Source organism: Pseudideonella sakaiensis (assembly GCF_048320135.1).
GTDB lineage: Bacteria > Pseudomonadota > Gammaproteobacteria > Burkholderiales > Burkholderiaceae_C > Ideonella_A > Ideonella_A sakaiensis_A.
Genome location: NZ_CP182947.1, coordinates 4,927,718 through 4,941,543, shown reverse-complemented (window position 1 = coordinate 4,941,543; position 13,826 = coordinate 4,927,718). Strand labels below are relative to the sequence as shown.

12 protein-coding genes and 1 tRNA gene are annotated in these 13,826 nt (G+C 66.0%); 4 read left to right on the top strand and 9 right to left on the bottom strand.

The features are described from left to right. Nucleotides 1-36: 36 nt before the first annotated feature. The 6 genes from ACNH6H_RS22625 to rpsB form a co-directional block, all read right to left on the bottom strand. Nucleotides 37-879 (bottom strand): phosphatidate cytidylyltransferase, encoded by an 843-nt coding sequence (locus ACNH6H_RS22625; RefSeq protein WP_418320533.1) that lies wholly within the window; start codon nucleotides 877-879, stop codon nucleotides 37-39. Further along, nucleotides 880-1,614, bottom strand: a complete 735-nt coding sequence (uppS, locus tag ACNH6H_RS22620; protein ID WP_418321460.1) for a polyprenyl diphosphate synthase — start codon at nucleotides 1,612-1,614, stop codon at nucleotides 880-882. Nucleotides 1,615-1,661: 47 nt separating this feature from the next. After that, complete coding sequence (frr, locus tag ACNH6H_RS22615) at nucleotides 1,662-2,222, bottom strand: ribosome recycling factor (RefSeq protein ID WP_418320532.1); 561 nt, start codon at nucleotides 2,220-2,222, stop codon at nucleotides 1,662-1,664. Nucleotides 2,223-2,270: 48 nt separating this feature from the next. Further along, nucleotides 2,271-2,984 (bottom strand): UMP kinase, encoded by a 714-nt coding sequence (pyrH, locus tag ACNH6H_RS22610; RefSeq protein ID WP_418320531.1) that lies wholly within the window; start codon nucleotides 2,982-2,984, stop codon nucleotides 2,271-2,273. 107 nt (nucleotides 2,985-3,091) lie between these two features. Continuing rightward, a complete protein-coding gene (gene tsf / locus ACNH6H_RS22605) occupies nucleotides 3,092-4,012 on the bottom strand; it encodes a translation elongation factor Ts (protein ID WP_418320530.1) in 921 nt (306 codons plus the stop codon). Between the two features lie 135 nt (nucleotides 4,013-4,147). Continuing rightward, nucleotides 4,148-4,894 carry a 30S ribosomal protein S2 gene (rpsB, locus tag ACNH6H_RS22600; RefSeq protein ID WP_418320529.1) on the bottom strand — a complete coding sequence of 249 codons (747 nt, stop codon included), beginning with the start codon at nucleotides 4,892-4,894 and terminating at the stop codon, nucleotides 4,148-4,150. A gap of 162 nt (nucleotides 4,895-5,056) precedes the next feature. Here rpsB and ACNH6H_RS22595 point away from each other — a divergent pair, with 162 nt between their 5' ends. The 3 genes from ACNH6H_RS22595 to ACNH6H_RS22585 are packed head-to-tail and all read left to right on the top strand — an operon-like array spanning nucleotide 5,057 to nucleotide 9,351. Further along, nucleotides 5,057-6,442: an amidase gene (locus ACNH6H_RS22595; RefSeq protein ID WP_418320528.1), complete on the top strand. Its 1,386-nt coding sequence runs from the start codon at nucleotides 5,057-5,059 to the stop codon at nucleotides 6,440-6,442. Between the two features lie 2 nt (nucleotides 6,443-6,444). Continuing rightward, the gene (locus ACNH6H_RS22590) at nucleotides 6,445-7,761 is read left to right on the top strand and encodes an FAD-dependent oxidoreductase (RefSeq protein WP_418320527.1); all 1,317 of its coding nucleotides are present in this window, start codon (nucleotides 6,445-6,447) and stop codon (nucleotides 7,759-7,761) included. 45 nt (nucleotides 7,762-7,806) lie between these two features. Beyond that, nucleotides 7,807-9,351, top strand: a complete 1,545-nt coding sequence (locus ACNH6H_RS22585) for an NAD(P)H-hydrate dehydratase (protein ID WP_418320526.1) — start codon at nucleotides 7,807-7,809, stop codon at nucleotides 9,349-9,351. A gap of 23 nt (nucleotides 9,352-9,374) precedes the next feature. On the opposite strand, the gene rnr is transcribed toward ACNH6H_RS22585, so the two are convergent. Continuing rightward, nucleotides 9,375-11,618, bottom strand: a complete 2,244-nt coding sequence (rnr, locus tag ACNH6H_RS22580; protein WP_418321459.1) for a ribonuclease R — start codon at nucleotides 11,616-11,618, stop codon at nucleotides 9,375-9,377. Between the two features lie 50 nt (nucleotides 11,619-11,668). Here rnr and ACNH6H_RS22575 point away from each other — a divergent pair. Continuing rightward, nucleotides 11,669-11,753, top strand: a tRNA-Leu gene (locus ACNH6H_RS22575). A gap of 100 nt (nucleotides 11,754-11,853) precedes the next feature. On the opposite strand, the gene ACNH6H_RS22570 is transcribed toward ACNH6H_RS22575, so the two are convergent. Both ACNH6H_RS22570 and ACNH6H_RS22565 read right to left on the bottom strand, forming a co-directional pair. Then, complete coding sequence (locus tag ACNH6H_RS22570; protein WP_418320525.1) at nucleotides 11,854-12,375, bottom strand: phosphoribosyltransferase; 522 nt, start codon at nucleotides 12,373-12,375, stop codon at nucleotides 11,854-11,856. Nucleotides 12,376-12,430: 55 nt separating this feature from the next. Further along, the gene (locus ACNH6H_RS22565) at nucleotides 12,431-13,774 is read right to left on the bottom strand and encodes an adenylosuccinate synthase (RefSeq protein WP_418320524.1); all 1,344 of its coding nucleotides are present in this window, start codon (nucleotides 13,772-13,774) and stop codon (nucleotides 12,431-12,433) included. Nucleotides 13,775-13,826 lie beyond the last annotated feature (52 nt).

Sequence of the window (13,826 nt, the reverse complement as noted above, 5' to 3'; positions counted from 1 at the left end):
ATCGTAACGGCGCGGGCTCGAAGCGGATCGATGCGCTCACAGGCTCGCAAAAACCAGCGCCAGCGGCAATACCGGCAGCAGCGCATCGATGCGGTCGAGCACCCCACCATGGCCGGGCAGCAGCGCGCTGCTGTCCTTCGCGCCGGCGCTGCGCTTGACGAGCGACTCGACCAGGTCGCCAACCACGCTCATCGCAGCCAGAAACAGCACCGCGAACAGCATCGCGACGATGCCGATGCGCGCCGCGACGATGCTGAACCAGCTCGCCGACTCGGCGCCGACCAGCAGTTGCCGGTCGACGAGCAGCCAGACCACCGCCAGCACCACCGTGCCGGCCATGCCGCTGTAGACCCCGGCCCAGCTCTTGCCAGGACTGATCGCCGGCGCCAGTTTGCGTTTGCCGAATGCACGGCCGCCGAAATAGGCGGCGACATCGGCCATCCAGACGACGCAGAACAGCGACAGGATGAAATTCAGCCCGAGCGAGCGCGCAGCAACCAGCGCCAGCCAGGCCGTCCACAGCAGCAGCAGGCCAAGCAGCAGTCGGGCCGCGCGCGGCATCTGCGGCCAGCCCGGCACCCCACGGCGCAGCACGTGTGCGCCGCCGAGCACCCACGCGAGCATCGCCAGCCACCAGATGGCGGCCGGCACCGCCGTTGTCAGCCCGGCCAACCAGGTCAGCACGCACAGCGCGGCGAGCACCGATCCGAACAGCAATGCCCCATTGCCGGCGAGCCCGTTCAGCCGCGCCCACTCCCAGCCGGCAGCGGCAACGAGCAGCAGCGTCAACGCGGCAAACGGCCACGGCGACGTGGCAAACAGCGCCGGCAGCAGGATTGCCAGCAGGACCAGCGCAGTGACGATGCGTTGCTTCAGCATTCAGTGCTGGGCGCCATCGGACTGCGCGTCCTTGACCATGCCGAAGCGCCGGTCCCGGCGTGCATAGGCGGTCAATGCAGCATCGAGCTCGGTGGCATCGAACTCCGGCCACAGGCACGGCGTGAAGAACAGCTCCGCATAGGCGGTCTGCCAGAGCAGGAAATTGCTGATCCGGACTTCGCCGCCGGTGCGGATGAAGAGGTCCGGATCCGGCGCATAGTTCAGTGCCATGTAGCGGCCGAGCCGGGCCTCGTCGAGTTCGTGCTCGGGCACGCCGTCGCGGATCGCCTGGCGGCAGGCCTGCACGATGTCCCAGCGCCCGCCATAGTTGAACGCCACCGACAGCGTGATGCGGTTGTTGTGGCGAGTCCTCGATTCGGCCTCGTTCCAGGCGCCGCGCAGCTTGTCAGACAGGTGCGAGCGATCACCGATGATGCGGATGCGCACGCCATCTTCGGCCAGCCGGCCGAGGTATTTCGATGCCGCGACCAGCATCAGTTCCATCAGACCCGACACCTCCTCGTGCGGGCGTTTCCAGTTCTCCGACGAAAACGCGAACACGGTCAGGTATTCGATGCCGCGGTCGGCGCAGGCACGCACGGTTTTCAGCACCGTATCGACGCCTTGCTTGTGCCCGACGAAACGCGGCATGTGGCGCTTTTTCGCCCAGCGACCGTTGCCATCCATCACGATCGCGACGTGGCGCGGCACCGAGCCGAGCGCCTGTTCGGGCAAGTCAGGATTTGCGGACACTTGTTCTGCTCTGGCGAAGGCAGCGGCGGTCAGACCGCCATGATCTCGCCTTCCTTGACGCTGACCATCCGGTCGATCTCGGCGATCGTCCGATCGGTCAGTTTCTGCACCTCGTCGAGCGAACGGCGCTCCTCGTCTTCGGTGATCGTCTTGTCCTTCAGCAACTTCTTCGCGTGATCGTTGGCTTCGCGCCGCAGGTTGCGTACCGCGATCTTCGCCTCTTCGCCGGCGTGTTTGACCACCTTGGTCAGGTCGCGCCGACGTTCCTCGGTCAGTGCCGGCATCGGCACACGCAACAGTTCGCCCTGCGACGACGGATTGAGCCCCAGTTCGCTTTCCCTGATTGCGCGCTCGATCTTGCCGCCCATGCCCTTTTCCCAGGGCTGGACGCTGAGCGTGCGAGCATCGAGCAAGGTCACGTTGGCAACTTGGCTGATCGGCAGCATCGAACCGTAATAGTCGACCAGCACCTGATCGAGGATGCCGGGGTGGGCGCGGCCAGTGCGGATCTTCTGCAGGTCGGCCTTGAACACCTCGATGGACTTGGCCATCTTCTCTTCAGCGCTCTTCTTGATGTCTTCAATGCTCATTTGCAACTCCTCGACTGGCCGCCGGCACTGACGAGCCGGCGCACTTGGTCACACATGGACGAGCGTACCCTCGTCCGCGCCGAGCACGACCTGCTTCAGCGCACCGGGCTTGAAAATGCTGAATACCTTGATCGGCAGCTTCTGGTCGCGGCACAGCGCAAACGCCGTCGCGTCGAGAACCTGCAGATTGCGCATGATCGCTTCGTCGAAGCTGATCCGCGCATAACGCGTCGCTTCCGGATCGGTTTTCGGATCGGCGCTGTAGACGCCGTCGACCTTGGTCGCCTTCAAGACGATCTCGGCACCGATCTCGGCGCCGCGCAACGCGGCGGCGGTATCGGTGGTGAAGAACGGGTTGCCGGTGCCGCCGGCAAACACGACGACCTTGCCTTCTTCCAGATACTGCAGTGCCTTCGGCCTGACATAGGGTTCGACGACCTGGTCGATCGCGATCGCCGACATCACGCGCGCGGTCATGCCCTCGACGCGCATCGTGTCGGCAAGCGCCAGCGAATTCATCACCGTCGCCAGCATCCCCATGTAGTCGGCGGTCGCGCGATCCATGCCGACCGACCCGCCGGCCACGCCACGAAAGATGTTGCCGCCACCGATCACGACGGCAACCTCGACACCGAGCTGGGTGACTTCCTGGATCTCGCGGACGATGCGGACGATGGTCGCGCGGTTGATGCCGTAGGCATCTTCGCCCATCAATGCCTCACCGGAGAGTTTCAGCAGGATTCGCTTGTAGACGGGTGGCATGCGGGTCCTTTGGTCCTTTCGGGCGCGCAGGGCCGCGGGCCCTGCGTCGACGCAAGTCTATCCGCGGCGCGGCACCGCGAGGCGGCGCTGCGCCACGTCGGCGGCGTTCAGCCGCCCTTCGCTGCGGCGACCTGGGCCGCCACCTCGGCAGCGAAGTCGTCGACCTTCTTCTCGATGCCTTCACCGACCACATAGAGCGTGAAGCCCTTCACGGTGGTGTTCTGCGCCTTCAGCATCTGCTCGACCGTCTGCTTGTCGTTTTTCACGAAGGTCTGGTTGAACAGGCTGACTTCCTTCAGGTATTTCTGCACCGAGCCCTCGACACGCTTGGCGACGATCTCCGGCGACTGCGCCGGCTTGCCGGCGGCGGTCGCGGTGGCGGCGTCCTCGGCAGCCTTCTCGGCTGCGATCTTGCGCTCCTTGTCGATCAGGTCCTCCGGCACCTCGGCCGACGACAGCGCAACCGGCTTCATCGCCGCGACGTGCATCGCGACATCCTTCGCGGCAACATCGTCACCGTCGTACTCGACCAGCACGCCGATCCGCGTGCCGTGCAGGTAGGAAGCCAGCTTGCCGCCATCGCTGTAGCGCTTGAAGCGGCGGATCGACATGTTCTCGCCGATCTTGCCGATCAGGCCCTTGCGGACATCCTCGAGCGTCGGGCCGAAACCGTCCTGGCTGTATTCGAGCGCAGACAGGGCATCGACATCGGCCGGGTTGTGCTTGCGCACCAGATCGGCACAGGCCTGGACCAGCGCCAGGAAGGAATCATTCTTCGTGACGAAGTCGGTTTCGCAGTTGACTTCGACCAGCGCTCCGGTGCTGCCGTCGACGCTGGCGGCAACCGCGCCTTCGGCGGTGACGCGCGAAGCGGCCTTGCCGGCCTTGCTGCCGAGCTTGATTCGCAGCAGTTCCTCGGCACGATCGGCGTCGCCGTCGGCCTCGGTCAGCGCCTTCTTGCACTCCATCATCGGGGCGTCGGTCTTGGCACGCAGCGCGGCGACCATGCTGGCGGTGATTGCGGGCATCTTGTTCTCTCCGTATTTGGATCCGGCCTGCACGCGAGACTTCGCGATGCAGCCAGGTCAGGGTTCTTGCATTGAAAAAGGGGCCTCAGCAGCCCCTTTCACATCCTGCCCGGTCGGGCAGGAAGGGCTTGCGGATCAGGCGTTCTCGTCGACTTCGACGAACTCGTCGCCCTCGGCCGCGACGGCCTGGACAACGTCATTGCCGGCGTTGGCCTTGCCCTCGAGCACGGCGTCGGCAACGGCTTTCGCATACAACGCGACGGCCTTCGCCGAGTCGTCGTTGCCGGGGATCACGTAGTCGATGCCAAGCGGCGAATGGTTCGAGTCGACGATTGCGACGACCGGAATGCCGAGCTTGTTGGCTTCGGCGATCGCGATCTTGTGGTAACCGACGTCGATCACGAACAGCGCATCGGGCAGTGCGCCCATGTCCTGGATGCCGCCGATGTCCTTCTCGAGCTTCTCGAGCTCGCGCTGGAACAGCAGCGCTTCCTTCTTGATGCGGATCTCGGTACCGGCCTCGATCTGCGCCTTCATGTCCTTCAGGCGCTTGATCGAGCCCTTGACGGTCTTGAAGTTGGTCAGCATGCCGCCGAGCCAGCGCTGGTCGACATAAGGCATGCCGGCACGGCTGGCTTCCATCGCGATCACTTCACGCGCCTGGCGCTTGGTGCCGACCATCAGGATGGTGCCGCGCTTGGAGGCAAGCTGGCGGACAAATTTCATCGCCTCGTTGAAGAGCGGCTGCGTCTTCTCGAGGTTGATGATGTGGATCTTGTTGCGATGGCCGTAGATATACGGGGCCATCTTGGGATTCCAGAAACGGGTCTGGTGTCCGAAATGGACACCCGCTTCCAGCATTTCACGCATCGTGACGGACATGGAGACTCCAAAGGTTGGTTCTAAAATCCGGCTTGAATCGTGCGGTGCAGGCCTGCCCTCAGGCTGCTCGCCACGACACCTTTCAGCAGCCGGGTTTGCGATTTGTCGATCCGAAATGAAGGGCTTGCGCTCCTGTTTCCGGATAAACCCGTCGAGTCTACCATGTTCTCCGAAGCCTCTTTCCTCGCCGATGACCTGATCGGCGCGCGTACCGCGATTGCCGAAGGCCACACCGATGCCGTCAGCGCGATGCGGCAATCGCTTGCAGCAGCCAATTCCGACGTCTGCCGCCACGTTTTTCTAGAACTGTTCACCGACACTGCCGAGCAACAGGCGCGATCGCTCGACGAGATGCGGCGCGCTGGCGGTCCGCTGCCGCCGCTCGGCGGCCTCGCGGTCAGCATCAAGGCCTTGTTCGACGTGCACGGCCGGGTCACGACCTCGGGATCGAAAATCCTTGCGGACGACGCGCCAGCCACCGCCGACTGCCCTGCAGTGCAGCGCCTGCGCGATGCCGGCGCAGCATTGATCGGCCACACCAACCAGAGCGAGTTCGCCTTTTCCGCGGTCGGCATCAATCCTCATCACGGCACGCCGGCCAATCCGGCGGTGCCGGACGATGGCATCGCACGGATACCGGGCGGCTCGACATCGGGTGGTGCGGTCTCGGTGGCGACCGGTGCCGCCTGGGCGGCGCTCGGCTCGGACACCGGCGGCTCGCTGCGCATTCCGGCTGCGCTGCAAGGCCTGGTCGGCTTCAAGAATACCGCCCGGCTGACGCCGGCCGACGGTTCGATACCGCTGTCGCCGTCACTCGACACCACCGGGATGATCAGCCGTTCGGTGCGCGACGCGGCTCTGCTGCACGGCATCATCGCCGCGCGGCCGGTGCGGCTGGCCCAACGCCCGGTCGCCGGCTGGCGGATCGGCGTGCCGGACACCGTGATGCTCGATGCTCTCGAACCGGCGGTCGCTGCCGCCTTCGAACAGACCCTTGCCACGCTGCGCGATGCCGGCGCCCGCATCGAGTCGATCACCCTGCCGGAACTGGCCGAGGTCGCTTCGATCAACGCCGGCGGCGGATTCGCGCCGGTCGAGGCCTGGACCTGGCACCGGCATCAGCTGGCCGAACGGGAATCCGATTACGACCCGCGGGTCGCCCGCCGGATCCGCCGCGGCGAGCAGATGAGTGCGGCCGAGTACATCGATCTGCAACGTGCACGCCGCGACTGGATCGCCCGCATGGAGGGCCGGCTGCGCGAATTCGACGTGATGCTGAGTCCGACGGTGCCGATCATCGCGCCGCCGCTGGCGCCGCTGCTCGACGACGACGAGCGCTTCTTCACCGTCAATGCGCAGTTGCTGCGCAACCCGTCGGTCGTCAATCTGCTCGATGGCTGCGCGTTGTCGCTGCCCTGCCAGCAACCCGGCGAAGCGCCGGTTGGTTTGATGGTCTGGCAGCGCGCGCTCGCCGACGAGACGGTCCTTGCGGCATCGCTGGCGATCGAGGCCCGGCTGCGCGGCCGCGACGTCCGGACAGGCAGCTGAAGATGCGCATTGCTGTGATCGGCGCCGGGATCGTCGGCGTCACGACCGCGTTTGAGCTTTCGTTCGACGGCCACGAGGTCACCGTCTTCGAACGTTGCGGCAGCGTCGCTGCCGAAGGCAGTTTTGCCAACGCCGGCGTGCTCGCGCCGGGCTATGTCACGCCGCTGGCAGCGCCGGGCATGCCGCGCCAGCTGTTGCGCCATTGCCTGAACCGGCGCGCGCCACTGCACTGGGCCGGCCATCCGGGCCCGGGTGGCGCGGCCTGGCTGTGGAAATGGTTGCGCAGCTGCCGCAGCGACACCTATCTGCACAACCGCGGCCGCATGCACCGGCTCGCAGTCGCGGGTCGGGTGCGGCGCAGGCTGCTGACCCGCGTGCTCAGGCTCGATCATGAACACGCCACCGGTTATACGGTGCTGTTGCGCAGCGCCGAAGACCTGGCGCTCGCCCGCAGTGGGCTGCAGGTCCTGCAGGAACTCGGCGTGCGCTTCGAACTACTCGACGCGGACGCCTGCCGCCAGCTCGAGCCCGGACTGAATCCGGCCATGCCGTTGCATGCCGGCATCCACCTGATCGACGACGAGGTCGCAAACTGCCGGCAGTTCTCGCACCTGATGCGCCAGGAGGCGCAAAAACTCGGTGCACGTTTCCGTTTCCACGCCACGGTGCTCGGCATCGATGCGGGCGCGAAGCCGGCGCTGCGATATCTGCAGAAGCTGCCGCAGGAGCCGGGGCGGATTGCCGCGACTGCGCCAGGGGCTCGCAACGAGCCGGCCAGCGAGTTGTTTGATGCGATCGTCGTCTGCGCCGCACTCGATTCGCGCACGCTGCTGGCGCCGCACGGCCTGCAGCTGCCGCTGCTCGCGGTGCATGGCTATTCGATCACCGCGCCGATGCGCCATGACCACGGCGAAACAGACCTCGGCCCGCGTTCTGGCGTGATGGACGAACGCTACAAGGTCGCGATCAGCCGGATCGGTGACCGGATCCGCGTTTCTGGCGGCGCCGAGATCGGCGGGTCGATGACGCGCAACAGCGACAAGGCGCTGCAGAAACTCCACGATGTGCTGAACGACTGGTACCCGGGCGTCGCGCGGCTGAACCAGGCCCAGGTCTGGAAAGGCGCCCGGCCGATGCTGCCGGACGGGCCACCGGTGATCGGCGCGAGTGGCATTCCGGGGATCTGGCTCAACCTCGGCCATGGCTCGAGCGGCTGGGCGATGGCGAACGGTTCGGCCAGGCTGCTCGCCGACCTCGTTGGCGGTCAGCCGCCGAGCATCGATCCCGAGGGCCTCGGCGTCGACCGCCTGCTGAGCTGAGCCGCGCCGGTTTGAACCGCCCTGCGGTCCATGCTCCAATCGCGCATGGACCGCATCCTTCCGGCCAGGACCCGCTGGCCGCTGCACCAAGCGGCCGTTTCGCGGCAGATCGAAGCCGACGCGGCGGCCGCTGCCGCCCGCGCCGGCGAACCCCGCCTGATGGTGCGCGCCGGCATCGCGGTCGCCAGGCTGGCTTCAGCGCTGGCGCCATTCGCCAGCCGGATCTGGATCGTCGCTGGCCCCGGCAACAACGGCGGCGACGGCATCGAGGCAGCGTTGCACCTTCACCGCCAGGGCCGCCAGGTCACGCTGAATCTGCTTGGTGATGCAGGAAAGTTGCCGCGCGACGCAGCCGTCAGCCTGCAAGCCGCGACCGAGGCCGGCGTGATTGCCAAGCCGCTGGCGTCGCCGCCCAGACTCGACGCAAATGACCTGGTGATCGATGCCTTGCTCGGCCTCGGCAGCAGCCGCGCGCCGGAGGGGCCGATCGCCGCGGCCATCGACCGGATCAATGCGCAACGCTGCGCGATCCTCGCAGTCGACCTGCCGACCGGGCTCGACGGCGATCGTGGCGCGCTGCTTGGCGATTGCGCGGTGCGCGCCAGCGCGACGCTTGCACTGCTGACGCTGAAGCCGGGCCTGTTCACCGGCGCCGGCCGCGAATTCGCCGGCAGCATCTGGTTCGACGCATTGGGGGCACAGCCCGCAACACATCAACCCGATGCCTGGCTCAGCGGCCCGAACCGGCCGCACGGCGGCGCACGGATGCGGCGACATGATCAACACAAGGGCAGCTTCGGCGATCTCGCGGTGGTCGCCGGCGCGCCCGGGATGTCCGGTGCGGCGCTGTTGTGTGCTCGCGCCGCACATGCCGCTGGCGCCGGGCGGGTCTGGATCGTGCCACTCGACGACGCTGCGCCACTGCTCGACCCGGCTCGGCCGGAATTGATGTGGGTCCGAGACCTCGATGTTTTTGATCCCGACCGGCTTGGCCGGATGACGATCGCCGCGGGATGCGGCGGCGGCGAAGCGATCGCTCAGCAGTTGCCGCGCTTGCTGCGGCATGCGGCACGGCTCGTCATCGACGCCGACGGCCTGAATGCGATTGCCGGCGATCCGGCACTGGCCAAGGCCTTGCGCGAGCGATCCGACCGTGGCCAACCGAGCATCCTGACACCCCATCCGCTGGAAGCGGCACGCCTGCTCGGCACTTCATCGCGCGAGGTCCAGCACGACCGGCTGCAAGCCGCGCAGCGACTGGCCGATCGGTTTGGCGCGGTCGCCGTGCTGAAAGGTTCGGGCAGCGTGATCGCCGCGCCAGCCATGACACCGCAGCTCAATTCGAGCGGCGGACCGGCACTGGCCACACCCGGCAGTGGTGACGTACTGGCAGGCTGGCTGGCCGGCATCTGGAGCGCTGCCGCGGCAAGCACGGCTGCAAAGGGATCAACGTCGGCGGCCGAAACCGCCTTCCTCGCCGCATCGGATGCCGTCTGGTGGCACGGCACCGCCGCCGATCGCAGCACGTTGCCACTGCTGCGTGCCGCCGATCTGATCGAGGCGATGGCGGCCGCGCCAACTGCCGGCTGACGCGGCCGAACCGGCAGCGGCGCTCAACGCCGCTTGCCGCCCTTGCCGCTTTTGCCAGCCGCCTTCCGCGCCGTCGATTTCGCAGCCCTGACCGGATGGGCGGCGCCGGACTTCGCCGCACGGCCGCGCTTCTTGGTCGCCGCCTTGATCACGCGATCTTCCTCCTTCACCGCGGCCAGATCGGCGACCGCAGAGGCGTTGCGATCGCGCCGAACCCGTGCCATCACCGCATCTTCCTCGGGATCGCGCACCATCCGGAAATCGATCTTGCGCCCGTCGAGGTCGACCCGGCTGACCTGCACCCGCACCCGCGTGCCGACGCCGTAACGCACGCCACTGCGTTCGCCGCGCAGCTCCTGGCGCGCTTCGTCGAAACGGAAATATTCGCCGCCGAGTTCGGTGATGTGGACCAGCCCTTCGACATACAACTCGTCGAGCGTGACGAACAGACCGAAATTGGTTGCCGCCGTGACGGTGCCGCTGTACTCCTCGCCGAGGTGTTCACGCATGAAGCGGCATTTCAGCCAGGCCTCGACATCGCGCGAAGCCTCGTCGGCGCGCCGCTCGTTGGCGCTGCAATGCGCGCCTGCGGCCTCCCACATCTCGCCTTCAGCGGTCAGTTGCGCCGGCTTCGCATTCGGCTTGGCCGCGGCCTTGCGCCGCTGCGGCGCCGGATTTTTCACCGGCGCATTCAGCAGGTTGTAGCGTTTGCCGAGCAGCAGCGCCTTGATGACCCGGTGCACCAGCAGGTCCGGATAACGCCGGATCGGGCTCGTGAAATGGGTATAGGCGCCGTAGGCGAGCCCGAAATGGCCATTGTTCGCAGCGGTGTAGATCGCCTGCTGCATCGAGCGCAACAGCATCGTGTGGATCTGCATCGCATCGGGCCGATCCCGCGTCGCTTCGGCAATGCTCTGGAATTCACCCGGGCTCGGTTCATCGCTGACACCGAGACCAAGGCCGAGCGCCTTCAGGTAGTTCTGCAGCAGCGTCGTCTTCTCGGGCGTCGGGCCTTCGTGCACGCGGAACAGCGACGGGTGCTTGGCCTGCGCGATGAAATCAGCGGCGCAGACGTTGGCGGCGAGCATCGCCTCCTCGATCAGCTTGTGTGCCTCGGTGCGCACCCGCGGCACGATCTTCTCGATCCGGCCGTTTTCGTCGCAGATGATCTGCGTCTCGGTGGTTTCGAAGTCGACCGCTCCGCGGCGCGCCCGCTCCTTCAGCAGCGCCCGGTAGACCTCGTTCAGGTCGAGCAGGTGCGGCACCAGCTGCTTGCGCCGCGCCGCTTCCGGCCCGCGCGTATTGGTCAGGATCGCCGCAACCTCGGTATAGGTGAAGCGGGCATGCGAGCAGATCACTGCCGGGTAGAACTGGTAGGCATCGATGCTGCCGTTCGAGGCGACGACCATGTCGCAGACCATCGCCAGCCGGTCTTCGTTCGGGTTCAGCGAGCACAGGCCGTTCGACAGCTTCTCCGGCAGCATCGGAATCACCCGGCGCGGGAAATAGACCGACGTCGCCCGCTCGTAGGCATCCTCATCGAGCGGATCGCCCGGCTTCACGTAGTGGCTGACGTCGGCGATCGCGACGATCAGCCGCCAGGCATTCGGCGTTTTCGAGCGGCCGGTGGCAACCGGCTCGCAATACACCGCATCGTCGAAGTCACGCGCATCCTCGCCGTCGATCGTCACCAGCGGGACGTCGCGCAGGTCGATGCGGTGCTTCAGGTCGGCAGCGCGCAGCTTGTCCGGCAGGCTTGCCGCCTGTGCCAGCGTCTCCGGCTCGAAGCGGTGCGGCACCTCGTATTTGCGCACCGCAATCTCGATCTCCATGCCCGGGTCGTCGATCTCGCCGAGCACCTCGGTGACGCGTCCGACCGGCTGCGAATACAGCGACGCCGGTTCGGTCAATTCGATCGCAACGACCTGTCCGGCAGCGGCATTCGCGGTCGCATTCTTCGGCACCAGGATGTCCTGGCCGTAGCGCTTGTCTTCCGGCGCAACCAGCCAGACACCGCTCTCGTGCAGCAGCCGGCCGATGATCGGCGCCTTCTTGCGCTCGATGATCTCGACGATGCGCGCTTCGGGGCGGCCCTTGCGATCCATCCGGACGATGCGGGCCTTCACGCGGTCACGGTGCAGCACCGCGCGCATCTCCTGCGGCGCCAGATAGAGATCGGGTTGACCATCGTCGCGGATCACGAAACCGTGGCCGTCGCGATGGCCCTGAACGACGCCTTCGACCTCATTGAGAAGATCTGCGCCGATATTTGTTGTGGAGTAGTTTTTTTTGATGATAGAATCTCGGGTTCCTGATAGCCCAGGTGGCGGAATTGGTAGACGCACTAGTTTCAGGTACTAGCGGGTAACTCCGTGGAGGTTCGAGTCCTCTCCTGGGCACCAGACATTACAGCAAGTTGAATGAAGCCGGCCTCACGACAGTGGAGCCGGCTTTTTTCTTGCCCGGCGGCGCTGCGTGGCGCCGGGCAAGCGTGGCGGCTTCTCAGATGACGAACTTCTTCGCCAGTCCTTCCGGGCGAAGTTCGTCGTAATCCTCGAACGGTTGATGGATCCATGGGCTGGTCGGCAACAGCTCGACATGGTAATCGGGCGTATAGCTCGACACGCCCTTGGTCCAGATCACCGCCGAGCGCAATTCGGAAATCGTCGGCATGCCGCGCAGGCGCTCGACCACCGCACGCAAGGTCACACCGGAATCGGCGAGGTCGTCGACCAGCAACACACGGCCGGCCAGTTCGCCGCGCGGCATCGTGATGTATTTCGCCATGTCGAGCCGGCCCTGGATCGTGCCGGCTTCGGCTCGGTAGCTGCTGGTCGACATGATCGCTAGCGGCTTGTCGAACACCCTGGACAGGATGTCGCCGGGCCGCATCCCGCCGCGCGCCAGGCACAGGATCTGGTCGAACTGCCATCCCGATGCATGGACCTTCAGGGCCAGACGTTCGATCAGCAGATGGTATTCATCCCAGGACACATACAAGTGTTTGCCATCGTCCGTCAGCATCTGCTCTCCTGTCGCTTGGTGAGGGTGGGTTGGGGTGTTCTTGTCGGGCGCCGCTTCAGGCGGCGTAGGGATGACGCATCAGTATCGTGTGATCGCGATCGGCGCCGGTCGAAACCATCGCGATCGGCGCGCCGATGTGCTGCTGCACCGTCTCGAGATAACGGCGTGCATTCTCCGGCAAGGCGTCCCACTCGGTCACGCCGGCGGTGGTCTCGGTCCAGCCCGGGAAACTCGCATAAATCGGCTTGCAGGCGATGATGTCGTCGGCGTCGAGCGGCAGGATGTCGATCCGCTGTCCGTTCAGCTCATAACCGATGCAGACCTTGATCTCGTCGAGGCCGTCGAGCACATCGAGCTTGGTGATGCACAGGCCGCTGACACCGTTGATGATCATCGAGCGCTTCAGCAGCGCCGCATCGAGCCATCCGCAGCGGCGCGGCCGACCGGTGACGACACCTCGCTCCTGGCCGACCGTCGACAGGTGATGGCCGACCGTGCCCGGCTCGTCCATCGGCAGCTCGGTCGGAAACGGTCCGCTGCCGACCCGCGTCGTATAGGCCTTCGTGATGCCGAGCACATAGTGCAGCAGGTCCGGGCCGACGCCGGCGCCGGCCGCCGCATTGCCGGCGACGCAGTTGCTCGATGTCACGTACGGGTAAGTGCCGTGGTCGATGTCGAGCAGCGTGCCCTGCGCACCTTCGAACAGCAGATTGGCCCCATCACGATGCGCGCAATGCAGCAGATAACCGACATCGGCAAGCATCGGCTTGAGTTGTTCGGCAACCTTCATCGCATGCTCGAAGATCGGATCGAACTCGAGTGCCTCGGCCTGCAGGTAACCGGTCAGCGCCTCGTTGTGCAAGGCCAGCAGGTCGCGCAGCTTGGCAGCGAAACGTTGCGGATGTTTCAGGTCCTGCACGCGCAGCGCACGGCGCGCCACCTTGTCTTCATAGGCCGGCCCGATGCCCTTGCCGGTGGTGCCGATCTTGCCGGCACCGCTGGTCTCGCGCAGTGCCTCTCGCGCCTTGTCGACCGCGACGTGGAACGGCATGATCAACGGGCACGATTCGCTGACGAACAGCCGCGACCTGACCTCGACGCCGATCGCCTCCAGCCGTTCGATCTCCGACAGCAGATGGGTCGGGTCGACGACGACGCCGTTGCCGATGTAGCAGGCGACGCCTTCACGCATGATGCCCGACGGGATCAGCTGCAGCGCCGTCTTGACGCCATTGATGACCAGCGTGTGGCCGGCATTGTGCCCCCCCTGGAAGCGGACCACGCCCTGCGCATGGTCGGTCAGCCAGTCGACCACCTTGCCCTTGCCTTCATCGCCCCACTGGGTGCCGACGACGACCACGTTGCGGCCGGGTGTCTGCCGTTTGCCTTGCTGCTGCATTTGTCGAATTTCCGATGCTTGATCTGTTGGGTGGATGACGCCGGGCTGGATG

Bases quoted from the DNA above. Each gene is read 5' to 3' on its own strand.
- ACNH6H_RS22625 (WP_418320533.1), bottom strand. From the start codon at position 879: ATGCTGAAGCAACGCATCGTCACTGCGCTGGTCCTGCTGGCAATCCTG.
- frr (WP_418320532.1), bottom strand. From the start codon at position 2,222: ATGAGCATTGAAGACATCAAGAAGAGCGCTGAAGAGAAGATGGCCAAG.
- pyrH (WP_418320531.1), bottom strand. From the start codon at position 2,984: ATGCCACCCGTCTACAAGCGAATCCTGCTGAAACTCTCCGGTGAGGCA.
- tsf (WP_418320530.1), bottom strand. From the start codon at position 4,012: ATGCCCGCAATCACCGCCAGCATGGTCGCCGCGCTGCGTGCCAAGACC.
- rpsB (WP_418320529.1), bottom strand. From the start codon at position 4,894: ATGTCCGTCACGATGCGTGAAATGCTGGAAGCGGGTGTCCATTTCGGA.
- ACNH6H_RS22595 (WP_418320528.1), top strand. From the start codon at position 5,057: ATGTTCTCCGAAGCCTCTTTCCTCGCCGATGACCTGATCGGCGCGCGT.
- ACNH6H_RS22590 (WP_418320527.1), top strand. From the start codon at position 6,445: ATGCGCATTGCTGTGATCGGCGCCGGGATCGTCGGCGTCACGACCGCG.
- ACNH6H_RS22585 (WP_418320526.1), top strand. From the start codon at position 7,807: ATGGACCGCATCCTTCCGGCCAGGACCCGCTGGCCGCTGCACCAAGCG.
- ACNH6H_RS22570 (WP_418320525.1), bottom strand. From the start codon at position 12,375: ATGCTGACGGACGATGGCAAACACTTGTATGTGTCCTGGGATGAATAC.
- ACNH6H_RS22565 (WP_418320524.1), bottom strand. From the start codon at position 13,774: ATGCAGCAGCAAGGCAAACGGCAGACACCCGGCCGCAACGTGGTCGTC.